Below are 23,377 nucleotides of genomic sequence, written 5' to 3' on the forward strand. Positions count from 1 at the left end.
AAAGGATGCTATCTAATATTCGTCTACTTACTTAAATAAGGAGAATTCATTCATGAAAAAGATTATTAAAAATGGAACCATCGTAACCGCTACAGATATATATACGGCAGATGTTTTGATTGAAGATGAAAAGGTACAATCAATTGGTCAAAACATAAGTGATATATATGCAGAGGTGATTGATGCGTCAGGCTATTATGTCATGCCTGGAGGAATTGATCCGCATACGCATATGGATATGCCATTCGGGGGCACTGTAACAACGGATGACTTTGAAACTGGTTCTATAGCCGCGGCACATGGTGGAACCACAACATTCATTGATTTTTGTTTAACTGAGAAAGGAAAGTCACTGAAAAGTGCGCTTGAAAAATGGCATGCTAAGTCAGCAGATAAAGCCGTTATTGATTATGGATTTCATCTGCAAATTGTGGAAGCAAACGAAGATGTATTAAGAGAAATGCCCCGGGTTATTGAGGAGGAAGGAGTTACTTCCTTTAAAGTATTTATGGCTTATAAAGATGTATTGCAAGCAGATGATGAAACTTTGTTTCAGACATTGGTTACTGCAAGAGAACATGGTGGTCTGGTAATGGTACATGCAGAGAATGGGGACGTTATTAACTATTTAACAAATAAAGCGTTAGAAGAAGGAAATACAGATCCAATCTACCATGCACTAACACGCCCACCTGAGCTAGAAGGGGAAGCAACAGGACGTGCTGCCAAGCTTACTGCCCTGGCCGATTCTCAGCTATATGTGGTTCACGTAACTTGTCAAGAAGCGGTTGAACAAATTGCTGAAGCACGCAATAAGGGATTTCGTGTTTATGGGGAAACATGTCCGCAATACCTTGTGCTTGACCAAACCTACTTGGAAAGACCAGGCTTTGAAGGAGCCAAATTTGTATGGTCTCCGCCATTAAGACATAGTTCAAACCAGGAGATTCTATGGAATGCACTGAAGAGTGGACAATTACAGACTATTGGTTCAGACCATTGTTCTTTTAATTTTAAAGGTCAAAAAGAACTTGGAAAAGATGACTTTTCAAAGATTCCAAATGGAGGACCTTTTGTTGAAGACCGGTTTAGTGTTTTATTCTCAGAAGGGGTAAAGAAAGGCCGGATTTCTTTAAATAAATTTATCGATCTCACTTCTACACAAGCCGCTAAGCTGTTTGGATTATTCCCGCAAAAAGGAACGATTGCACCAGGTAGTGATGCTGATATCGTTCTATTTGATCCAAATGCTGAACGTACGATCTCGGTTGACACTCATCATATGAATGTAGATTACAGCGCGCTTGAGGGGATGAGAATAATAGGTGAACCTGTCACAGTACTTTCGCGTGGGGATTATGTGATCAAAGATAAACAATTTGTTGGAAAACCTGGAAATGGTAAATATCTAAAGTGTAATAAATTTAATCATAACTCACTTCAAGAAAATGAAAAAGAGGATGATTTGGTTCATTAATTTCATGTTTAAAGGACTAAGCTGTTTGATTTATAAAAAGTCAAGCAGCTTAGTAAAACTCCTTAATTTATTTAAAAGAGGATGGAGAGGGACAATGGGAAAGACTAATAAAAACAATGCTTACCTAAAGTCACCGGATTTACTTCCAATTGGTCACAATGAGCGGAAGATAGGAATCATGGGATTTTTTGCAATGTGGGTTGGGATGGCCATACTTTTAGCAACCTTTGATATTGGCGCTTCCGGAGTACAGGGTATTTCCTTACCTTGGGTAATACTGGCAACGATAATAGGATGTATCGCAATTGGCACTATTGTTTCTATCGTTGGAGATATCGGGGTTGAACATGGCTTGTCTTTTCCAGTCTATATGAGGGCTCCATTCGGCATAGTTGGTACACATATACCCTCTGTAGCACGAGCCGTTACGGCATCATTTTGGTTTGGGCTAAATACGTATTTCGGTTCAACTGCCATCAATTCCATCATCCATACTATCAATTCGGGATTTGATAACTGGGTGTTATGTTATGTTGTATTTGCCCTTGTGCAACTAATCAATACTGCTTCTGGTATTAAATGGGTGGAGCGATTTGCTGACTTTGCTGCTCCCATCATTATTGTTCTATCTTTAATCATTTATCAAACCTTGACAACAGCTGCAATTGAACAAGGGAAGGATGTTTGGGCTTGGGCAGAAAGTCCAATTACGGGAGGCGCTGCCGTTACAGCTTTTATGATCGTCATTTTTGCCAATATGGGGTTCTGGGCAACATTAGGGTGTGATATACCTACTATATCACGGTTTTTTAAAGCACCCAAATTTGAAAGAAATTGGTTTAAACGAAACAGGACGAATTTAATTGGCAGTCTGATCGCTATGCCATTGACGGAAACATTTATGATTATGATTGGTGCGTCGGCCCTTATGGTGGCAGGCACTTCAAATCCGGTTATTGCCCTGCAGGAGACGGCTTCAGGCTGGATGCTGGCTATGCTGCTTCTCATGATTGTGTTGACACAGTGGTCCACGAACACTGCTGCCAATATTATACCTGCTGCTGCTATTTTTTCAAACGTGCTGGGGCCTAAAGTATCAAATGTGATTGCGGTATTTGTTGTAGGTATAGTTGGGACGATTATTCAGCCATGGAGTGTATACGAAATATTGACGACTGCGCTGTTATTCTTTGGGGCAGTGTTGTCGGCGATAAGCGGGATTTTAGTCGTAGACTATTATTTGCTGCGAAAACGAAGGGTAAATGTACAGGAACTCTACCGAAACGATGGACAATTCAAGTTTCATGGGGGCGTAAACATTGTCGGATTTATTGCCTGGGTGGTTGGTGGTGCTGTAGCCATTCTGATCATGGATTATTCATTTATCGTAGGCTTTGTGATAGCGGGAGCCATTTACTACTTCTTGGCCAAGTATTGGTATTTCAAAAAATTCCCACAAGCCGAAATAGAAGATCCCAGTGACGATAAGTATCTGGGAATTACTGTTGGACGTGATTGGGTCATTGACGAGGAACAAGGGGACGGTCAAGAAGATGTAGTGGGTTAAATTGAATTTTAAGGGGGGCATATCAATGTCACATTATGAAGCTTTTTTGGAAGAGAAATTGAAGATTGATAATTTATTTAAAAGAGGCTATACCATTACTAGTGTGCAAGGTACGCTTGATGGGGATGTTGTGGAATTCGAACATAAAACGCTGAAACCAGGTAAAGAAACCATTCTGTTCACAAATCCGGACAGCAGGAAATATTTTGCCACGTTGTACATCAAACAGCGTCAAAAGGAGGAAGAGGTCAAATAGAGAGAATGAGTTGGAGGCGAATAAATATGGAGAAACAAAAGATTCTTATTAACGCTGTACGTTTGAAGGATACATTGGAGGAGTTCGCTGATTTTGGCAGAACAGAAAATAATGGGGTCACCCGCTTAGCATTGTCTGATGTAGATCTTAAAGTCAGGAAGCATTTTCAATCCGAGTGTGAACATCTAGGGATGACGGTTGTGTCTGATGATATGGCCAATATGTATGCAACACTAGCGGGAATTAATAATGATCAGCCTCCAGTGGTTGTAGGATCGCATTTGGATTCCGTGAAAAAAGGTGGACGTTTTGACGGTGTGCTTGGTGTATTGACCGGGTTAGAAGTAGTCCGAACGTTGGTTGAAAATGGTATCAAGCCGCAGGTCCCTATCGTTGTTGCTAATATTACAAACGAAGAGGGTGCGCGATTTGAACCCGCAATGATGTCATCAGGTGTGCTTTCCGGGCGCTTTGATAAAGCAACCATGCTGCAGTCAACCGATACAGATGGGCTTACCTTTGGAGAAGCACTTAAAAATAGTGGCTTTGAAGGAAAAGAAGAAAATCGGTTAACAGATGCAGCTGCCTTTTTAGAGTTACACATTGAACAGGGGCCAATATTAGAAAGTGAATCACTGCAAATTGGTGTCGTTGAAGGTGTAGTTGGCATGGTCAATTATGAAATCGAGGTTAGCGGTGAATCTGACCATGCGGGTACAACACCAATGCCAATGCGAAAAGATGCTTTGTTTGCTACGAATAATTTAATTACCGAAATACGGGAGAAAATGAATAAACTGGATGATAAATTAGTTTATACCATTGGCAGAATGAATGTAAGTCCAAACATTCATACCGTCATTCCTAATAAGGTTGTGTTTACTCTCGAGGCAAGACATCAGGACACCAAAACCATTAGGCAAGTAGAGGAAATTATTGAGGGGCTCACGGAATCCTCTGACAAAGAAAAATGTGAGGTGAAAACAACCAAACAATGGGATCGAAACACGGTATGGTTTGATAAGAAAATAGTCAACTTACTGGAACAAACCACGAAAACTATCGGATATTCTTATAAACGTATGGTCAGCGGTGCTGGACATGATTCACAGTTTATTTCCACATATACTCCAACCGCGATGATCTTTGTTCCAAGTGTCAATGGTAAAAGCCATGCTGAAGATGAACTGACATTCTGGGAAGACTGTGAAAACGGGGTTAATGTTATCTTGCAGACCGTTCTGGATTTAACAACAAAGTAGTGATTTTATGATAATGGTTGAAAGAAATCATGGACTCGTAAAAAGGTCTTGGGTTTCTTTCCACACATTGTCATAGAGAGTCACCATCACAAATACGATGGAGCAGCTTTTGATATATAGTAAGCCTTAATAGCTATTTCTAAGGCCAAGCGATTATTAGATTTCATAAAGTCCTTTCCAAGTAGTTCTTCTATTTTTCTGAGTCGATGATAAAGTGTCTGACGAACAATAAATAATTGTTCAGCGGCTTCTTTTTTAGAACCTTGGCAGTCCAAATATACTTCCAAAGTTTTAAAAAGTTCACTCTTCATTTCCAGATCATAGTTTAACACGGGACCTAAATAATCGTGAATATATAAATCTAACTGTCCGGCATTGTGTTGTAAAAGAAGGAGTCGATACACGCCGATATATTCATAAAAAATGGATGAAGATATATTAGAACCTTGTAAAAAAAGAATTTTTTTAGCTTCTTGATAACTTGTTGTTAGGTCACATATGTTTTTATTCACCTTACTGATGCCAAAAATACATCCACTTCCATCAAACATGTTTTTCTCGCGAATTTCTATTATTGATTGTACGATTTGGGAAAACTTTGATGTATCTGTTACGAGGCTATCTTTCTGTCGAAAAAATGAAATGATAGCAATATCATTTTTGCTAATCGATATGGCAGGAAAGTATCCATGGTGTTTAAATAATGATCGAAACATCATTGATTGTTGTAATTTTATTTCGTTCCAATCCTCTTCCGGGTTTGTTTCTGTATGATTCAATTGAATAAGGATCAGTCTATAGTATAAACTTTTAGCTGAGAAGGGTAAAATGGATTGAAGTTCATCTGAATCATACTCCTTCCCTTGTAATAAATTTCGTACGAGTTTATCCTCGATATTCTGTTTTCGTTCTTCAATGGTTCTGTTCCTTAACATGATTTGTGCAATAGCTAATGCTGCACGGTCCATTACAGAAAAAAGAAACTCATTCAATATGTTATCTTCTACTTCTACTTGTAAACATAAATGTCCCCATGTTTGCCCCAGCCCCTTTACCGGAACCAACGCGAAATTTCCTTCATGAAGTGAAATAATACTTTCATGTACATGATATATATCAGAGCCAGAAAAGTAGAAACGAATCTGCTTCTCTATGTATTTAATTTCAGGTGGATAGTAATAGGATCGTACATCATCTGTAATAAATAAGGTACTTTGCTTAAAACAAGCATGTAATTCCTGGAGAATTTTTAAAATGCCATTTGGTAATAGAGAAAGTTCATTGAATTTTGTTGATAACTCATTTAGCTGGCTGAGTATTTGGTGGTGTTGATTAATAATTAAAGAATGAAGATCCTGTGTGATATCAACGAATTTTACGATTTCTTCAAATATAATGATTGGGTAATGGTGTTTATTTGCTAATTGAATAATTTCATTTGAAATGTGGTTGACATGTGTGCCCATTTCAACACAAATACCTACAGTCTTTCTTTTTATTAAATTGTTAACATAGGTTAGTTCGGTAGGTGAATCGAGTTGTAGCCCAGCACCAGTTGTAAGAATCAATTCGCCTCCATTTATTAGGGATTCAAATTGATTCGTTTCCAATATATGAGTCCATTTAATCTGTTTATTTAATCCATTATTTCCAGCTACAACTTTGGCGTTTTGGAAAGTATTTCTCTTGAGAATTTCCTTGACCGTCAATTCAAAACTACTGATCAACTTGCATCCCTCCAAAATGTTAATGCAATACCAAAATGATTTAACAAAGTGTGAAGTTACAATGTTACCAATTATTTGTATAATAAATTATGAAGTATAGTTGAATGGTTGTCAATACAGGAAAAACAACACGGGGAGGGGAATATCGGAATAAACAGTAAGCGCTACCAATTTGAAGATAATGAACAAAAGATAAAGTGTTGCCAAAAGAAGGGAGAAGAAAAAAATGAAAACTGCTAAGGAAGTAGAGCAATCCCAATCCATTACTGAAAAAGATCGTAAAAATGTATGGCATCATATTTCACAGTACAATGATGAGAAACGTCCGATGGTGATCACTGAGGGAAAAGGATCCTGGATAACCGATCATAATGGAGATAAATTTTTGGATGGTATGTCAGGATTATGGTGTGTTAACGTCGGCTATGGTCGTCAGGAGCTGGCGCAAGTGGCATATGAACAAATGCAAAAGATGGCCTATGCGTCGATGACGCAAAGCCATGTACCTGGGATTGAACTTGCTGAAAAGTTAAATGAGCTGCTTGATGATGATTATATGATTTTTTATTCGAATAGTGGTTCCGATGCTAATGAAGTGGCCTTTAAAATGGCTCGTCAATATCATCAGCAAAATGGCGAACCTTCAAGATATAAATTTATTTCACGTTACCGAGCTTATCATGGAGGGTCGATGGGAGCATTGTCGGCAACAGGGCAGGCATTACGGAAATATAAATACGAACCGCTTACCTCCGGATTTCTACATGTTTCTCCCCCTGATAATTATCGGAGGCCAAACGGGTTATCGGTTAAAGAATATAATTTACAAAGGGCTCAGGAACTTGAAGATAAAATTATTTGGGAACAAAAAGAAACCATTGCCGCTGTGATCATGGAACCGTTGATAACGGGCGGGGGTATTTTGATTCCTGATCCAATATATGTAGAAAAAGTACAAGAAATTTGTAAACGACATGGTGTGTTATTAATCATTGATGAGGTTATTTGCGGTTTTGGAAGAACAGGTAAAATGTTTGGTCATCAGCATTTTGATATTAAACCCGACATTGTTACGATGGCCAAAGGGCTTACAAGTGCTTACTTGCCGTTATCTGTCACAGCGGTTCGTAAAGATATTTATAAAAGTTTTGAACAAAATGAGGAAAACAGTCATTTTCGTCACGTTAATACATTTGGAGGAAACCCTGCAGCCTGTGCATTAGCCCTAAAAAACATTGAAATTGTGGAGAGAGAAAACTTGGTCAGTAGAGCTTCTATGTTGGGAAATCGTCTTCAAAAATCCCTTGAGAAATTGCTCGACCATCCAAATGTTGGGGATGTTCGCAGTTTAGGCTTTGTAATGGGGATTGAAATGGTCGAAGATAAAAAAACGAAAGAGCCAGCATCGGCTCAAAGAGTTGGTAAAATCATTAGCGACTGTAAATCGAATGGTTTGATCATTGGGAAAAATGGAGATACCGTTGCGGGTTATAACAACATTTTGGCGTTATGCCCACCGCTTTCCAGTACGGATGACGATTTGGAGTTTATTATTTCGGTCGTTAAAAAAGTATTTAAGGAAAATGAATCTTAATTTTACAAAATAAAACGTAATAAACAAAGTAGGAGGTTATCAATTTGACACAAACACAATTAAAATCGATTCAGAACTATATAGGTGGGGAATGGGCTGAGGCCCTGTCTGATAAAACGGCAGAGGTATTCAATCCAGCTACAGGTGAAGTGATCGCACTTGTACCCCTTTCAACAGAAGAGGATTTGGATCGTGCAGTAGAAGCGGCAACTGAATCGTTTCAAACTTGGAAAGAGGTTCCAATACCAAAACGTGCGCGAATCCTGTTTAAGTATCAACAATTACTAGTAGACCATTGGAATGAGCTTGCAGAATTGATTACCATTGAAAACGGAAAAAGCTTTAAAGAGGCACATGGTGAAGTGCTTCGTGGTATCGAGTGTGTGGAATATGCGGCCGGAGCCCCTTCCTTATCAATGGGGTCACAACTGCCATCCATCGCTTCGGGACTGGAATCAGGTGTTTATCGATACCCAATTGGAGTTGTCGGTGGAATTACCCCATTCAATTTTCCAATGATGGTCCCATGCTGGATGTTCCCAATGGCAATTGTAACAGGGAATACATTTGTCCTAAAACCATCGGAACGTACACCACTCCTAGCAAATCGCCTTGCAGAATTGTTGGAAGAAGCGGGACTGCCACAAGGTGTATTTAATATCGTCCATGGAGCACATGACGTCGTGAATGGTCTGTTGGAACACGAGAAAGTTAGCGCTATTTCATTTGTTGGTTCGCAACCGGTAGCAGAGTATGTGTATAAAAAAGGCACGGATAACCTGAAACGCGTTCAGGCACTTTCTGGAGCTAAAAACCATTCGATCGTACTTCATGATGCTAACCTGGAGAACGCAGCCACTCAAATTATTAGTGCTGCCTTTGGTTCCGCTGGAGAACGTTGTATGGCATGCTCCGTTGTTGCTGTTGAAGATTCAATTGCGGATGAATTAATTGAAAGACTTGTGCAAAAAGCAAATGAAATTAAGATTGGAAATGGATTGGATGAGGGAGTTTTTCTAGGACCGGTTATTCGAGATCAACAAAAAGAACGCACACTCCAATATATTGAAACTGGTGAAAAAGAAGGTGCGTCACTTATTCGGGACGGACGGAAAGATGAAAGCATTCAAAGGGAAGGTTATTTTGTCGGTCCAACCATTTTTGATAATGTGACTAGCGAAATGAAAATTTGGCAAGATGAAATATTCGCTCCAATCTTATCTATTTGCCGGGTGAAAAACCTTGAAGATGCTGTAACATTAACTAATAAATCACGTTTTGCAAATGGCGCATGTATTTTCACGAATGATGGTGGAAGTGTTCGTACTTTCCGTGAAACAATAGATGCAGGAATGCTTGGCGTAAATATTGGCGTACCTGCTCCAATGGCTTTCTTCCCGTTTTCAGGATGGAAAGATTCGTTTTATGGTGATCTCCATGTAAATGGAAAGGATGGTATTGAATTTTATACGCGTAAGAAGGTTATGACGACTCGCTGGGTGTGAGGGTGTTGCTGAATCACATAACCTACCTTATCATGAGGCAACTTCATTATAGGAAAAATCAGGAATAACTGTAAAATATAATGGTGGCGCACCGTAATTGGTGCACCACCATTTGTTGTGTGACAAGCCTATTATTCAAACCGGACTTACTCAGTAATGCTTACAAATTGCCAATCGATAAATACTTCGTTTTCATTAAGGCTCAATTCTTTCTAATCCACCTTCATATCTTAGAAAAACCATAAAAAATCGGTGATAAAGTACACAGAATGTCTGTGATTTGTCATGTAATAAATTCGTATTCAATGATGTTGAGTTAAGATTTTTTTGTGCTTTTCTGTCAATACATGCTACTATAAGTATAGACAACATGAAAGATGGTAGGGTTACTTTTGGTTATTATAATTTGTTTATTAATTGGTCTTATCACCGCCACTATAGGCGGGTTAATGGGGCTTGGCGGGGGAATTATTCTGATCCCGAGCTTATTATTTATGAGTAGTTATTCAGAGGCATTTGCATGGGCAACGCCACAAACAATCGTAGGTATATCGTTAATAACGATGATATTTACAGCATTATCTTCAACTATCGCCTACAATAAAAAGGGGCGAGTTGATTATAAAACAGGGTTATTATTTTTATCCGGTAGTATCCCTGGTGGAATCATAGGATCATGGTTAAATCAATATATAGCATCAGATGACTTCTTATTATACTTTGGTTTTTTAACGATTATGATATCGATGCTCTTTTTTATCAAACGAAAACCACCAGCTAAAAAGGTGTCAGGAAAGAACAAAATGATGCGGACATTTCATCTGGAAGGAAAGGTTTATCGTTATACGGTTTCGGCCTGGGCAGCATTTGTGCTTTCCTTAGGTGTAGGGACATTATCCGGCTTGTTTGGTATTGGTGGAGGTTCTATTATGGTTCCTGCCATGATACTATTATTTGGCTTTCCGGCACATATTGCTACAGCCACATCGATGTTTATGATTTTATTTATTAGTATCGTTGGGGCAAGTACGCATATTGTTCTCGGGCATATTGCCTGGAAATATGTGTTGGCATTTATTCCTGGTGCGTGGTTTGGTGGTAAGTTTGGTGCAATGATCAATCAAATGCTGTCAGGAAAAACAATCGAATGGATATTACGCATATTATTGATCATTATTGGGGTAAGGATGATGATTCAAGGGCTATCATAAGGAGCATGACAAATGAAGGAAAAACTTTATTTTTACTATACAAATGATTTACATAGTAATTTTGCACAGTGGCCGCGTGTTGCAGGCTTTTTTAAGGATGCAAAGGCAAATAGGATAGCAAGAAATGAATCTTTTTGGTTGATGGATGTTGGCGACCATGCAGATCGTGTACATCCGATTACAGAAGCCACAATGGGAAAGGCAAATGTTCAACTAATGAATGATCTTGGCTATGATGTAGCAACCATTGGAAATAATGAAGGCATCACATTAGGACATGATGATTTGTTCCATTTATATGATGATGCTGACTTCCTTGTTTCCTGTGCAAATTTGCATAGTATGGATCAGATCGAACCAGATTGGTTGCAGCCAACGGTGAAGATGACGTCCATGAATGGGATAAAGATCGGTGTGATTGGATTAACGGCACCATTTAATGATTTTTATGAATTGCTTGATTGGCACATTTCATCTACGTTTCGTGCATTGGATAAGTATGTTGAAGAATTAAAACAATCTACAGATATTATTATTCTACTGTCACATTTAGGTCTTAATGAGGACCAGGAAATTGCTCGTAGATATCGTGATATTGATGTGATCATCGGTGGACATACCCACCACTTATTACGTACAGGAGAGCATATTAATAATACAATCATCACCGCGGCAGGGAAGCACTGTCATTTTGTCGGTGAAGTGATATTAACTTGGGACCATGTTGAGAAAAAGGTGGTCAATAAAGAGGCATTTGCAACAGATATTTCCCATATTGCGAAGGATTTACCAACGGAGCAAACTTTAATTGAACTACAGGAAACAGCGGACGATCTGCTTGGGAAACCCATTGTCTATTTGAAAAAGCCAATAGAAGTAAAATGGTTTAAACATACAGAAATCATGCAACAGCTCACAAACACTGTCAAAGCATGGACAAACGCTGATTGTGCGATGTTGAATGCTGGACTATTAATGGATCAATTACCGGCAGGAGATGTGACGTACGGGGATATTCACCGCATCTGTCCCCATCCGATCAATCCCTGTGTCGTGACATTGAATGGCAATGAATTGCTGGAGGTGATTCGTGCTTCCATTACGAAAGACTTTATGGAAATGAAATTAAAAGGGTTTGGATTTCGAGGTGAAGTATTAGGAAGAATGATTTTTTCAGGCATTAAGGTTGAGACAGCTTTCCATGAAAGTGGCGAATACGTGAAAGATGTTACTTATCACGGGAGACCGTTGGATCCGAGTCATACGTACAGGGTTGCAACTGCTGACACATTTACTTTCGGACGTTTATTACCGGAGGTTGCAAAGTCAGAAACAAAAGATTTCTTTTTACCAGAATTTCTCCGGGACCTACTGGCAGATACATTAAGAAACGAAGATTATTGAACTACATTTCAATGTCAACGATAGGTGCCCAAAATGCCCCTTCATGCATACATATATAATTGTGGGATGAAAGGGGTTTTTAAAAATGATTACAATGAATCCATTGGAAATTGAGGGCATCATTTTTACTGCAACTCGTGTTGAATTACCAAAGACAAATTTATTAATCATATCCAATGACATAGGCTATATTATGTGCAAGGCATTAGATGTGGATATTTTCAATGAGGGTTCGCTTGCAGATCGGCATGTCATTGCAGGCCGCGCAGCCGGGGTGCGAACGATTGATGAATTATTACACGCACCATTAGAAAAAATTACAGATGCATCCACTGCATATGGCTGGGAAGAGGGTATGATAGGTAAGGATGCTTTAATGAAAATAGCTTAAAATCAAATGTCTTCCGAATTGGAAGGCATTTTTTCATCGGTAAAAACTTTCTCGTCATTCTAACTCCCTTGAAACAAGCATAAATTGTTTTTAAGGAGGTTTTTTATGTTGAGACGACGAATGGGAATAAAAAAAGCAAGAACACCGCCTCCGCGTAAACAAATATTATTGATTACATTCGTATTGTTTATCATATGTGTATTTCTTAGTATTTGGGTCGTGAGTCAGAAAATAGATCCAATTCTTATGGATATTGCAAATGCGAAAAGAAAGGAATTTGCTACAAGGGCTATCAATCAGGCTGTATTATATGCTGAAACATATGATTTTGATGATATGACGACGATGGATACTAGTGGAGATGTGACAATCGTAGGGTGGAATGGATCTGTAGTGAACAAAATAAATCGCGTAACAACAGATCGGATCGAGGAGTTTTTTAAATATATGAACCAGGGCGTATCTCCTGAGCAGCTGGAATCGAAAATGGATTTGGATTATGGTGACACAACAGATGAATTAGTAGTAGATGATCCAACACTAGTAGAGATACCACTCGGGGAGGCACTGGGAAGTTCACTGCTTGCCAATTTAGGACCTAAAATCCCGATTAATTTTGAGATCATTGGTAGTGTTGATACACAGGTGAAGCATGAAATAGAGGAGTATGGCATCAATAATTCTTTAGTAAAGTTGTATATTTATACATCAGCAGATGTTCAAGTAATTATACCAAATGTAACAAAGGTTGAGACAGTCACTGGCCAGGTATATCTGGATTCAAGGGTGATTATGGGCGGGGTGCCAGAATTTTATGGCGGTAATGGTAATGGCCCTTCCATTTCAGTACCAAAGCAGGACTTGCAGGATGATTAAGTATTTAGTATAGTAATAGATATAATTAAATAATAAAACCTTATCAGATCGGTGAGGTAGAGGTGCAAATTGTAAAAGTAGCCAGCAGGAGAATGACACCTGTGAATGTTGGCGAAAGGATAGTTTGCCGAAGCGTAATAAGGGTCACACTTATTATTGCTGGTGTGCTTTTGAAAAAAGGAGCATACTGTCATGCGAAATGGATATGCATGGAGAACTACTGATCGTGATGGAGGATAACGTATATTGTAAAACAATGATAGGTTATTTTCTATCGTTGTTTTTTTGTGCCTTTTTACAAGAATGAAAAGTGCTTTCTTTTACACGGGCTTTCATGCATATCCATTGAACACAACATTATTGGAGGTAGCATCAATGGTAGGCGAAATTTATTCAATTATTCCAGCATTAATTATGCTGGTACTTGTTTTACTTACAAGGAAAGTATTATTATCTTTGGGTACAGGAATTATTATCGGTGCATTATTTATCCATCAGTTTAATGTTGTACAAGCAGTGAAGGAAATTGGCCTAAGCTTTTATGAAATTTTTATTTCTGAAGGTGTTTTAAATATAGGAAATATCTATTTAATCGGTTTTCTGTTGTTGCTCGGCATTATGACTGCATTTTTACAAGCCTCTGGCGGTAGCAGGGCCTTTGGGGAATGGATGATGCAACACGTTAAGACACGCACTGGTGCACAGGTGATGACTGCGATATTAGGTCTGATTATTTTTATTGATGATTATTTTAGTAGCTTGGCTGTTGGACAAATCGCCAAGCCATTAACAGATCGCCATAACATTTCACGTGCTAAATTAGCTTATTATATCGATTCAAGTGCAGCACCGATTACGGTGTTATCTCCGATTTCAAGCTGGGGAGCCTACATTATTGGGATTCTTGGAAGTTTGTTTGCTGCGAATGGTATAACTAATATTGAGCCAATAGAAGCATTTATTAAGATGATACCGTTAAACCTATATGCACTAGCAGCTATTCTTCTCGTATTTATTGTTGCTTTATTTAAATTCGATATTGGTCCAATGCGGATACATGAGAAAAGAGCGATTGAGAAAGGGGAATTATTAAACCCGGATCAGGATCATGTGCCAGGTGATTTGGGAGATATATTTCAGCCGCATAAACAGGGAAGGGTATTCCATTTATTAATTCCGATCATTGTATTGGTTGTTGCCACTGTTAGCGCAATGTTGATAACAGGAGCTAATGCGAGCGAGGGAAACGTTACGATATTATCAATGTTTGCTAATACGGATGTGAACTTATCTCTTTTTGCTGGGGGATCAATTGCTGTGTTAACATCATTATGTTTTAACCTTACGCAAAGTCCGCCCAGGGCAAGGGTTCTAAAAATTGTTGTTGAAGGAGTAAAATCAATGCTTCCGGCGATTTACATCCTTATATTAGCATGGATGATTGGTGCTATTATTAGCAATTTAAAAACAGGAGAGTATTTAGCAATGCTTGTTGATAATGCATCCATTAGCGCCGCCTTGCTACCATTTTTGTTCTTCCTAATTGCCTCTTTCATGGCATTGGCCACGGGAACATCATGGGGAACATTTGGTATCATGTTGCCAATCGCAGCCGAAGTAACGGTTATTACAGATATGAATATGCTGCTTCCAACCTTAGCTGCTGTGTTAGCCGGCTCTGTGTTCGGTGATCATTGCTCGCCGATTTCGGATACGACCATTCTTTCTTCAACAGGTGCAGGATCCAATCATATCGATCATGTTGTAACACAGTTGCCGTATGCATTTATTGCTGCCATTGCTGCAAGTATTGGCTATTTGTTATTAGGTTTCTTCAGCCATGTGTTACTGGCATTATTTGCTACGCTAGTCATTATTATTGGTATTGTTGTTGTGTATAAGCTGTCAATGACGCGAGAAGTTCATAAAAATTAGATTGTCAAAAATTCCTTCAGCATGTACTGTGAAGGAATTTTTATTTGGCTAAGGTAATAGAATATTCCAAGTACCATTTTGACATGATAAACAAGCAAGGGTATAATATAATTACAAATAACTGAAAAAAGTAAACATTGTAAACATTCCTTGTTACCTAGGCACATAGACTAGATAGTAATAAGGAAAAAAGGGGAGGTTTACCAATGGAAAAACGTTCTCAATGGGGGACAAGAGCAGGTTTTATTTTTGCTGCAGTCGGTTCAGCAATTGGGTTAGGGAATATATGGCGATTCCCGGCTGTGGCGTATGAAAACGGTGGTGGCGCATTTTTCATACCCTATTTATTTGCACTGTTAACCGCAGGGATTCCAATATTAATTATGGAATTTACGATGGGTCAAAAGTATCGTGGTTCAGCACCATTAACATTTAAGAGAATCAGTAAGAAAACGGAATGGATAGGCTGGTGGGGCGTTGCAGTTGCCTTTATTATCTCGACCTATTATTCGGTCATTATCGCCTGGTCCATATCTTATTCAGTCTTTTCATTAAAGTTAAGCTGGGGTTCGGATACTGAGGGATTTCTATTTAACGATTATTTGAAATTGGTTGACGTACCTGGTCATGTCGGCAGTCTTGTCCCGGGTGTACTTATTCCTTTGATCATTGTTTGGATTATTGTGCTAGGTATTTTATTTAAAGGTGTAAAGAAAGGTATCGAAATGGCCAACAGAATTTTTATTCCGGCCTTGGTTATTATCTTTATTATTATTGTTATTCGAGCAGTAACCTTACCTGGAGCATTTGTAGGACTAGACGCATTCTTTGCGCCTGATATGGAAGCAATACTGAAACCAGGTGTTTGGATTGCGGCATACGGACAAATCTTCTTCAGTTTGTCAATTGCCTTTGCAATCATGATTACCTATTCCAGCTATTTGCCGAAAAAATCTGATATTACAAACAATGCTTTTATTGTTGGGTTCGGTAATTCAGGCTTCGAACTACTCGCAGGTATTGGGGTGTTTGCTGTTCTTGGATTTATGTCTGTACAGTCTGGAGTAAGTGTGGATGAAGTGGTCGCTGGTGGGGTGGGATTGGCATTTGTGGTCTTTCCAGCCATCATTAATGAATTTCCAGCATTGAATGGGCTGTTTGGATTTTTATTCTTCTTATCACTGGTATTAGCAGGTTTAACGTCGCTTATGTCTATTACTGAAACCTATGTCGCGGGGCTGGTCGATAAATTTAAAATTTCCAGGGGTAAAGCAGTGTTTTATGGTGGTGGTCTAGCAGCGCTTATTTCCTTCCTTTATGCGACACAGGGTGGTATGTACTTCCTGGACACAGTAGATTATTTCATTAATCAGTTCGGGGTAGCTATGTTGGGCTTGGTTGAAGTGGTATTAATTGCCTGGTTCTTACGTAAACTAGGGGACTTCAAATCGCATGCCAATGGCATATCAGACATCCGGTTAGGTTCATGGTGGACGATCAGCTTAAGTATCATCACACCAATTGTGATGGGGTATATGATGATTGGTTTGTTTAGTGAAAACTTGCTAAGGAAGTTTCCAACAGATACTGGTAACTATGAAAACTACTCAGATACATTTATTACGTTTGGTGGTTGGGCTGTAGCAGCAGCTGCATTGCTGATTGGTGTTTTGATGTCATTCAGTAAGTGGAGAACAACCGATGAAGAGGAAGATGTTGAGCCAAAGGAGGAAGAATAGAATGAGTGGTGGAGCAATTTCTATGATGATCGTTGGAATTGTGATTATATGGGGCGGATTGGTAGCGAGTATCATGCATGCGGTAAAAAAGGGCAAAGAAGCAAAATAAAACAACCTATATAAAACGAGCGCCTTTACCTTGCCGGTAGAGGCGCTTACTTATTTATCCTTCTCCATTCTTTCCCATTTCTTTAGATATGGATAAGGATCAAATGACCATTCGCTATATCCATTATCCTTATACATACCATAGTGTAGGTGTGGCGGAAATTTACCAGAGGTACCTGGAGGGCCATACCCAGTCGATCCTACACTGCCAATCACATCTCCGGGCTTAACAACCTGACCAACGTTTATATCGTCCTCATAGCCGCTCATATGGGCGTAATAATGATAAATATTGTAAATATCTCTTATCCCGATGCGCCATCCGCCATATAAATTCCAGCCCATCATCTCAACCACGCCATAGGTGGTAGATTTAACTGGTGTTCCATATCCGGCAAAAATGTCTGTCCCTTCGTGGATGCGCAAGCCGCCGAATCCACGGCTATCTCCCCATGTATTCTGATAGCTGTAATTATATTGAGTCGATACAGGAAAGCTCCGATCCGTCAAATGAATATCATTAAAGGTTTGAAATACTTTAGCAGTATTCATAATGGTTTGGACAGTTAAGTCTCGTTGGTAATGGTTCCATAAAGCAATTTTTATATCATCTTCTGTTTGTCCATATGAAGAAATGATAGTCCCGATTGTATATAGAACATCTTCTGGGTTGTCTGGATCTGCCTTACCATCCCCATCTCCATCTTTTCCCTTACCATGGAAAAATTCAATCGCAGTTTTATCTTTGATCATGGAACTGTTGCCGATTCCGAACCATATTTCGGTTGGAATGGAAATGGAAATAACCGGTTCAGTATCCGTCTCTTCCTTTGTGTTTCGCTCATAATTGTCCATCGCAGCAAAATAATACCAGGGAATTTGAGTTAAAGCTTCTGTTTTTTTAAATAAAGCCATTCGTTCTTTGTAAATGTCGTTCGTTGCTTGCGTCTGATTGACAGTAAATGCGAGTAATAGAAAACTACTGATCACAGCGCAGGCTATTTTCTTATACAAAACAATCACCCCGGTCCCTTCATGGTTTCGTTAAGGGGATTGTTCATTTCGTTAATCCCCCTGTGGCGCTTTTTTCATTTCGTTAATAATCTGATCAATGGTATTATCGTATTTTTTGTTTTTAGTGGACGCTCTGTGCAAGCTGTGTATATCTTTAATTAACAGGTCATTATCGGATACATAAATATCGAAATACCTAGGTGTGACGGATTTAGCGGATGATTTAGCGATATCAGCTGCCCGGTTTTGATCCATCTCGTCTGTTTTCTGATAGGCAATCAATACTTCCTGATCGGTTACAAGTGTGGCAACTTCTTCAAATCCATCATTTTGCATGATTGTTTTCGTAATCATATTAGCCACAGCATTACGATCTAGGGTGAGTATAGGGCTTCGTGGTGTGTTATCAGTATCAAGCTCTGATCTTGTATAATGAACATAGCCGAGCTTATCATTCAAATCATCGTCCACTGGTGGCGCCTGCTGATTCTTGACAGGGTCTAGTGCACTATCTTTATCAGTAGCATCATTGGTATAATCACTACAAGCACTGACAATAAAAAGTGCAGATAAAGTAAGTGGTAATAAATTTTTGATTGTCATGCTGTCCCTCCTTTGTATTTTGTAGCATTTCATTTATAGTTTGTTATAGGATAGCGGAATTCATGCATATCATTATTTCTGGTTTACATAGGGAATCTTGTGTTAAACTATAGTCAGCTTAAGAGGGGTGAGTATGATTGTTTGAGTTAAATGGAAAAAATTACGAAATTATGGAAGATATAAAAGAAGGCTTTCAAGAGGAAGTATTGAAAGAACGTTTTTCCGATATATTATCCAAGTATGATTACATTGTAGGGGACTGGGGTCATGAACAGTTGCGCTTGAAGGGTTTTTATCATGATCATCATAAAAAAGCTGCGATTGATTCGAAAATAAGTACTTTGGATGATTATTTGTACGAATACTGTAATTTTGGTTGTGCCTATTTTGTTTTAAAAAAAGTGAAAACGAAGGAGTAGCGGTCAAGCTACTCTTTATCTGTCGGATCTCCGGGCTCATCATGTAGTGGATGGGAACCAGGCGTTTTTCGCGGCAGGTCATCATGTATTTCTTTATCGGAATAAATAAAGGCACTTTGCCGGCGCTGTCCTTCTTTCCATGGTGTCGATTTACCAGATACCGTTTCCTCGGCTTGGGTAGCACCAAAGGCACCCTCAGGAAATTCTTCAGGAATTAAATCCGCTTCGTTTTCTACATTTGAAAAGTTTCGATACACTTTTCCATCTTTTTTCTCCATTTGCAAACCACTCCTTTATCCATAGTTTCCACTAAAAAGGCTGTTATATGATGGTAAATATCGGCTATTTGGCAGAGGTATAATATGGTATAATAGATAATGAAGAGGATAATGGAGGGATCATACATATGTATTTTGTCGATCGAAGTAAAATTGAGCAAACACTTTTATATATGGAAGAAATACTTGAGGAGATCGGGCGTCATGATTTCACATCATTTGTAGAAAAATTGGCGCTGGAGCGAATGGTTCATGTGTTTATCGAATCCCTATTTGATGTAGGGAATATGATGATTGATGGATTTATCATGCGTGACCCGGGAAGTTATAATGATATTATTGATATTCTAATTGATGAAAAGGTTTTACCACAGGCTGATGAAACAGATTATAAGGCTGTCATACGCTTGCGGAAAACGCTTGTCACCGATTATATAACAGTTGATCATGATCAATTGAATAAACAATTTATAGGTAATATAGCTGTACTTAAGCAATTCAGTTATCATATTCGACAATATTTAGACAATGAACTGGGAGTTGCGAATGCATTTTCAAATGAATCGCAAGCGTGATTATGAAGAATGGGAACGAAGCTTGTTGATTGGCAGGAGGGGCTTTTTTGAAGCAATATAAAGGATATTTAATTGATTTGGATGGGACGATGTATCGCGGAAATGAATTGATCGAGGGGGCAGCGGAATTCGTTGCGGCTTTGGATCATAAGCAGATTCCCTATTTGTTTGTAACGAACAATTCGTCAATGACCCAGACTGCAGTTTCCGATAAGTTGAATAAGATGGGAATTCTCTCTACACCGGATCACGTTTTTACCTCTAGTATGGCAACCGCGAATTACATTCAAGCAAGACAGGAGCATGCACGCTGTTATGTGATTGGTGAAGCTGGATTACAGCATGCGCTAGAGCAGAAGGATTTAATCATTGCAACGGATGCATGTGATTTTGTTGTGGCTGGAATCGATCGCGCTATCAGTTATGAAAAGTTGTCAGCGGCTTGTTTAGAGATACGTCGTGGTGCCTATTTTATTTCTACGAACAGCGACGTTGCGCTACCAACGGAACGGGGGCTTGAACCAGGAAATGGGGCGCTTACATCTGTTTTAACGGTTAGCACTGGTCGAGAGCCAACTTTTATCGGTAAACCGGAATCAATTATTATGGATGAAGCGTTAGCCGTGCTAGGTCTGACAAAAGAAGAAACAATCATGGTGGGTGATAATTATGATACAGATATTTGCGCAGGTATGAATGCGGGAATGGATACATTGCTGGTCTTTACAGGGGTAACCCCATTGGCGGCACTGTCACAGTTGGAAAGCCCACCTACATATCATATACAACAATTACAAGAATGGATCACCAATCTATAGAAAACAGGAAGCGCCCTATGCGCTTCCTGTTTTTAATCGTCCAATAGTTTATCATCTGCAGAAGCATGTGCAAGTCTGCTGGAAGCAGCTGCGGCAATCGCCCCAACAATATCATCTAAGAATGTATGCACCTCGCCAGTGGATTTATCATTTAATCTTTCTAAAATACCAGGCTTTTGTTTGTCAATGTAACCATAGTTTGTAAAGCCAATCGAACCGTATACATTTACAATCGATAGTGCAATGATTTCGTCCAGTCCATACAGACTTTCATCGGTTTCAATCGTTGTTTGCAGTGGTTGCTCGAGCATTTTCTTCTCCGCCAAGACATCAAGTTGGATACCTGTTAGGATGGCATTCTGAACTTCTCTTTTTGTTAATACTCGGTCCACATTATAGCGGCAGTCTTCCATTTGTAGATCATCATGGTATTTTGCTTGCAAATAATAGACCAGTTCAGCGATATCCTCCAAGTCCACCCCGCGTTCCGTTAACAATTGTCGTGCTTTAACTTCTAATACACTTTGATTTGTATTTTTATCCATTCACAATCACCTTTTCTAATCTGTATTTGTAGTTAAGATTTTCCTTTTTGATACATACAATAGTATGAATAGCTAATAAAGGGGAGATTAATTTGCCTTTTCGTGAATTGTTACATACCTACTATGAACTTCCAGTTGAAGAAAAGATAGTACTGGACGGTAAAGAAGGTTACAAACATGATGAATATTTCTATTTTATCATTAACGTGAACAACAAGGAAGTTATTCATATGGAACAAGCTGCTTTAGCTTATTATTTATTAGAAAATCACTTTAATCATACCGCATTCCCAATTCAAAACAGATATGGGGAATGGTTTACAACCGATCAGGGGAAAAACCATATGGTACTACAGGTCCAGCAACCGTTACAGGATCAACGGTTATCACCTGGTGAGTCACTTGCATCCTTCCATCTAGTGGGAGCCAACTATGATTATGAACCAAAAGCCATTTCCAGTTATGGGCAATGGAAAGCCCTATGGATAGAAAAGTTAACCGTATTCGAAACAAATTTGGAACAGGAAGCAAAAAAACATCCGACCCATTATTATCAGTTAATCATGGATATATTACCATATGTGATTGGTATCAGCGAAAATGCGATTCAATATTTGCAGGAGAGTGAACAGGACAATCGTTTCCATGAGGCGGATCAGGGTACTATCTCATTTCGCAGGTATACAAACCAATTAGAAAAACCAATCCTTTGGGTGGATGAGTTTGTGTATGACCATCCAGCAAGAGATCTCGCCGAATATATCCGGATGACATTGTTGAAAGATGGTGGCGAGGATGAATTGGTTGAATTTCTAAAGGATTATAATAGTATCCGACCACTATCTGTTTTCAGCTGGCGTTTATTATATGCGCGTTTGATTTTTCCAATTCATTTTTTTGATATCATGCAAAGTGGATTCTTAACCGATGACTTTGCAAGCTTATATACACAAATGACGGACCTTTTGGACAAACAAGCTGATTATGAAAGAAAACTGGCTGACTTTTTTCAAATGGGAGGCGTCAAGCATGAAAAGCTGAATATCCCTGTGATAAAATGGTTATAACATCATAGAAAAGAGGTACTAAATTGTCAAAACCATGCATTTATATTACAAGAAAAATACCAGGGGAATTATTGGAACCATACAAGGATACATTTGAATTTCACATGTGGGAAAAGGAAACAGAACCAGTTCCGCATGACGTGTTATTAAAAGAAATCGCTCAAGCTGATGGTTTGCTTTGCATGCTGAGTGATCAAATTGATGAGGCACTTCTAACAGAAGCTCCTCGCCTGAAAATTATAGCGAATTTGGCTGTAGGCTATGATAATATTGATCTGGACGCGGCAAAATCGCGTGACATTATTGTTACAAATACACCTGATGTATTAACAGAAACAACAGCGGATTTGGGATTTGCATTACTTATGGCAACGGCGAGAAGAATTGTAGAAGCAAGTAATTATGTTCAAGCAGATCAATGGGAAAACTGGGCACCTTATTTATTAGCCGGCTCAGATATTCACCATAAAACAATTGGTATTGTAGGAATGGGAAGAATTGGTGAAGCAATTGCGAGACGGGCGAAGGGATTTGGCATGTCTGTCCTTTATCACAACCGTTCACGTAAATATGAAGCGGAAGATGAATTACAAGCAACTTATGTGACAATGGATCACTTGTTGAAGGAAGCAGATTTTGTTATTTCTGTTGTTCCACTAACGAGTGAAACCAATAAAATGTTTGATGTAGGTGCTTTTCAAAAGATGAAATCAACTGCTATCTTCATTAATATTTCCAGGGGTGCAACAGTAGATGAATCAGCATTATTTGAAGCGCTGCAGACAAAGCAAATCAAAGCAGCAGGTTTAGATGTATTTGAGAAAGAGCCTATTCGTAATGATCACCCATTAATGAAATTGGACAATGTAATCTGTTTACCGCATATCGGTTCATCCAGTGAGGAAACACGTACAATCATGATTAAACTATGCTTAGAAAATATCTCGGCAGTAATGGATGGAAAACAACCAAAAACCCAAGTATAAAAATATGTGTTCAAAAAGGT

At 38.9% G+C, this 23,377-nt stretch carries 23 protein-coding genes and 1 riboswitch; of the genes, 18 read left to right on the forward strand and 5 right to left on the reverse strand.

The features are described from left to right. Positions 1–52: 52 nt before the first annotated feature. The 4 genes from hydA (at position 53) to JOC34_RS14925 (ending at position 4,562) form a co-directional block, all read left to right on the forward strand. Positions 53–1,477 (forward strand): dihydropyrimidinase, encoded by a 1,425-nt coding sequence (hydA, locus tag JOC34_RS14910; protein WP_205137564.1) that lies wholly within the window; start codon positions 53–55, stop codon positions 1,475–1,477. A gap of 94 nt (positions 1,478–1,571) precedes the next feature. After that, complete coding sequence (locus JOC34_RS14915) at positions 1,572–3,044, forward strand: NCS1 family transporter (RefSeq protein ID WP_205137565.1); 1,473 nt, start codon at positions 1,572–1,574, stop codon at positions 3,042–3,044. A gap of 25 nt (positions 3,045–3,069) precedes the next feature. Beyond that, positions 3,070–3,300, forward strand: coding sequence for a hypothetical protein (locus JOC34_RS14920; RefSeq protein ID WP_205137566.1), 231 nt, complete (start codon positions 3,070–3,072; stop codon positions 3,298–3,300). Between the two features lie 26 nt (positions 3,301–3,326). Further along, entirely contained in the window at positions 3,327–4,562 is a 1,236-nt protein-coding gene (locus JOC34_RS14925; protein ID WP_205137567.1) for a Zn-dependent hydrolase, read from the forward strand. A gap of 86 nt (positions 4,563–4,648) precedes the next feature. Here the strand turns inward: JOC34_RS14925 and JOC34_RS14930 are convergent, their stop codons facing one another. Further along, positions 4,649–6,289 carry a PucR family transcriptional regulator gene (locus tag JOC34_RS14930; protein ID WP_239544455.1) on the reverse strand — a complete coding sequence of 547 codons (1,641 nt, stop codon included), beginning with the start codon at positions 6,287–6,289 and terminating at the stop codon, positions 4,649–4,651. Positions 6,290–6,515: 226 nt separating this feature from the next. Between JOC34_RS14930 and JOC34_RS14935 the strand changes: the two genes are divergently transcribed. The 9 genes from JOC34_RS14935 to JOC34_RS14975 all read left to right on the forward strand — a co-directional run bounded on the left by JOC34_RS14935 (position 6,516) and on the right by JOC34_RS14975 (position 17,053). Beyond that, positions 6,516–7,883 carry an aspartate aminotransferase family protein gene (locus JOC34_RS14935; RefSeq protein ID WP_205137568.1) on the forward strand — a complete coding sequence of 456 codons (1,368 nt, stop codon included), beginning with the start codon at positions 6,516–6,518 and terminating at the stop codon, positions 7,881–7,883. Positions 7,884–7,927: 44 nt separating this feature from the next. Then, positions 7,928–9,388 carry a CoA-acylating methylmalonate-semialdehyde dehydrogenase gene (locus tag JOC34_RS14940; RefSeq protein WP_205137569.1) on the forward strand — a complete coding sequence of 487 codons (1,461 nt, stop codon included), beginning with the start codon at positions 7,928–7,930 and terminating at the stop codon, positions 9,386–9,388. 392 nt (positions 9,389–9,780) lie between these two features. Beyond that, the gene (locus tag JOC34_RS14945; protein ID WP_205137570.1) at positions 9,781–10,599 is read left to right on the forward strand and encodes a sulfite exporter TauE/SafE family protein; all 819 of its coding nucleotides are present in this window, start codon (positions 9,781–9,783) and stop codon (positions 10,597–10,599) included. A 12-nt stretch (positions 10,600–10,611) separates the two neighbouring features. Next, complete coding sequence (locus JOC34_RS14950; RefSeq protein ID WP_205137571.1) at positions 10,612–12,003, forward strand: bifunctional metallophosphatase/5'-nucleotidase; 1,392 nt, start codon at positions 10,612–10,614, stop codon at positions 12,001–12,003. Positions 12,004–12,088: 85 nt separating this feature from the next. Then, positions 12,089–12,394, forward strand: a complete 306-nt coding sequence (locus tag JOC34_RS14955; RefSeq protein ID WP_205137572.1) for a YunC family protein — start codon at positions 12,089–12,091, stop codon at positions 12,392–12,394. A 105-nt stretch (positions 12,395–12,499) separates the two neighbouring features. Next, positions 12,500–13,270: a sporulation protein YunB gene (gene yunB, locus JOC34_RS14960; protein ID WP_205137573.1), complete on the forward strand. Its 771-nt coding sequence runs from the start codon at positions 12,500–12,502 to the stop codon at positions 13,268–13,270. A 49-nt stretch (positions 13,271–13,319) separates the two neighbouring features. After that, positions 13,320–13,498: riboswitch (Lysine riboswitch) on the forward strand. Positions 13,499–13,645: 147 nt separating this feature from the next. Further along, positions 13,646–15,205, forward strand: a complete 1,560-nt coding sequence (locus tag JOC34_RS14965) for a Na+/H+ antiporter NhaC family protein (protein WP_205137574.1) — start codon at positions 13,646–13,648, stop codon at positions 15,203–15,205. Positions 15,206–15,411: 206 nt separating this feature from the next. Further along, a complete protein-coding gene (locus JOC34_RS14970) occupies positions 15,412–16,944 on the forward strand; it encodes a sodium-dependent transporter (RefSeq protein WP_205137575.1) in 1,533 nt (510 codons plus the stop codon). A 1-nt stretch (position 16,945) separates the two neighbouring features. Next, the gene (locus tag JOC34_RS14975; RefSeq protein WP_205137576.1) at positions 16,946–17,053 is read left to right on the forward strand and encodes a methionine/alanine import family NSS transporter small subunit; all 108 of its coding nucleotides are present in this window, start codon (positions 16,946–16,948) and stop codon (positions 17,051–17,053) included. Positions 17,054–17,103: 50 nt separating this feature from the next. Here JOC34_RS14975 and JOC34_RS14980 read toward each other — a convergent pair whose 3' ends face one another. Continuing rightward, the gene (locus JOC34_RS14980; protein WP_338062687.1) at positions 17,104–18,042 is read right to left on the reverse strand and encodes a M23 family metallopeptidase; all 939 of its coding nucleotides are present in this window, start codon (positions 18,040–18,042) and stop codon (positions 17,104–17,106) included. 75 nt (positions 18,043–18,117) lie between these two features. Next, positions 18,118–18,669, reverse strand: coding sequence for a YhcN/YlaJ family sporulation lipoprotein (locus tag JOC34_RS14985; protein ID WP_205137577.1), 552 nt, complete (start codon positions 18,667–18,669; stop codon positions 18,118–18,120). A gap of 137 nt (positions 18,670–18,806) precedes the next feature. Here JOC34_RS14985 and JOC34_RS14990 point away from each other — a divergent pair, with 137 nt between their 5' ends. Next, positions 18,807–19,088 (forward strand): YutD family protein, encoded by a 282-nt coding sequence (locus JOC34_RS14990; RefSeq protein WP_205137578.1) that lies wholly within the window; start codon positions 18,807–18,809, stop codon positions 19,086–19,088. Positions 19,089–19,096: 8 nt separating this feature from the next. Here JOC34_RS14990 and JOC34_RS14995 read toward each other — a convergent pair whose 3' ends face one another. Next, on the reverse strand, positions 19,097–19,366 hold the full coding sequence (locus JOC34_RS14995; protein ID WP_205137579.1) for a hypothetical protein: 270 nt from the start codon (positions 19,364–19,366) through the stop codon (positions 19,097–19,099). A 128-nt stretch (positions 19,367–19,494) separates the two neighbouring features. Here JOC34_RS14995 and JOC34_RS15000 point away from each other — a divergent pair, with 128 nt between their 5' ends. Together JOC34_RS15000 and JOC34_RS15005 are read left to right on the forward strand one after the other, a co-directional pair. Further along, on the forward strand, positions 19,495–19,941 hold the full coding sequence (locus JOC34_RS15000) for a DUF86 domain-containing protein (protein ID WP_205137580.1): 447 nt from the start codon (positions 19,495–19,497) through the stop codon (positions 19,939–19,941). 47 nt (positions 19,942–19,988) lie between these two features. Further along, on the forward strand, positions 19,989–20,759 hold the full coding sequence (locus JOC34_RS15005; protein WP_205137581.1) for a TIGR01457 family HAD-type hydrolase: 771 nt from the start codon (positions 19,989–19,991) through the stop codon (positions 20,757–20,759). Between the two features lie 32 nt (positions 20,760–20,791). Here JOC34_RS15005 and JOC34_RS15010 read toward each other — a convergent pair whose 3' ends face one another. After that, positions 20,792–21,304: a phosphatidylglycerophosphatase A family protein gene (locus tag JOC34_RS15010; RefSeq protein ID WP_205137582.1), complete on the reverse strand. Its 513-nt coding sequence runs from the start codon at positions 21,302–21,304 to the stop codon at positions 20,792–20,794. Positions 21,305–21,396: 92 nt separating this feature from the next. Here JOC34_RS15010 and JOC34_RS15015 point away from each other — a divergent pair, with 92 nt between their 5' ends. Further along, positions 21,397–22,371, forward strand: coding sequence for a protein kinase family protein (locus JOC34_RS15015; RefSeq protein WP_205137583.1), 975 nt, complete (start codon positions 21,397–21,399; stop codon positions 22,369–22,371). Between the two features lie 23 nt (positions 22,372–22,394). Beyond that, positions 22,395–23,357: a 2-hydroxyacid dehydrogenase gene (locus JOC34_RS15020; RefSeq protein ID WP_205137584.1), complete on the forward strand. Its 963-nt coding sequence runs from the start codon at positions 22,395–22,397 to the stop codon at positions 23,355–23,357. The last annotated feature ends 20 nt before the right edge of the window (positions 23,358–23,377 follow it).

Origin of the sequence: Virgibacillus halotolerans (genome assembly GCF_016908515.1) — a bacterium.
GTDB classification, from domain to species: domain Bacteria; phylum Bacillota; class Bacilli; order Bacillales; family Amphibacillaceae; genus Virgibacillus_M; species Virgibacillus_M halotolerans.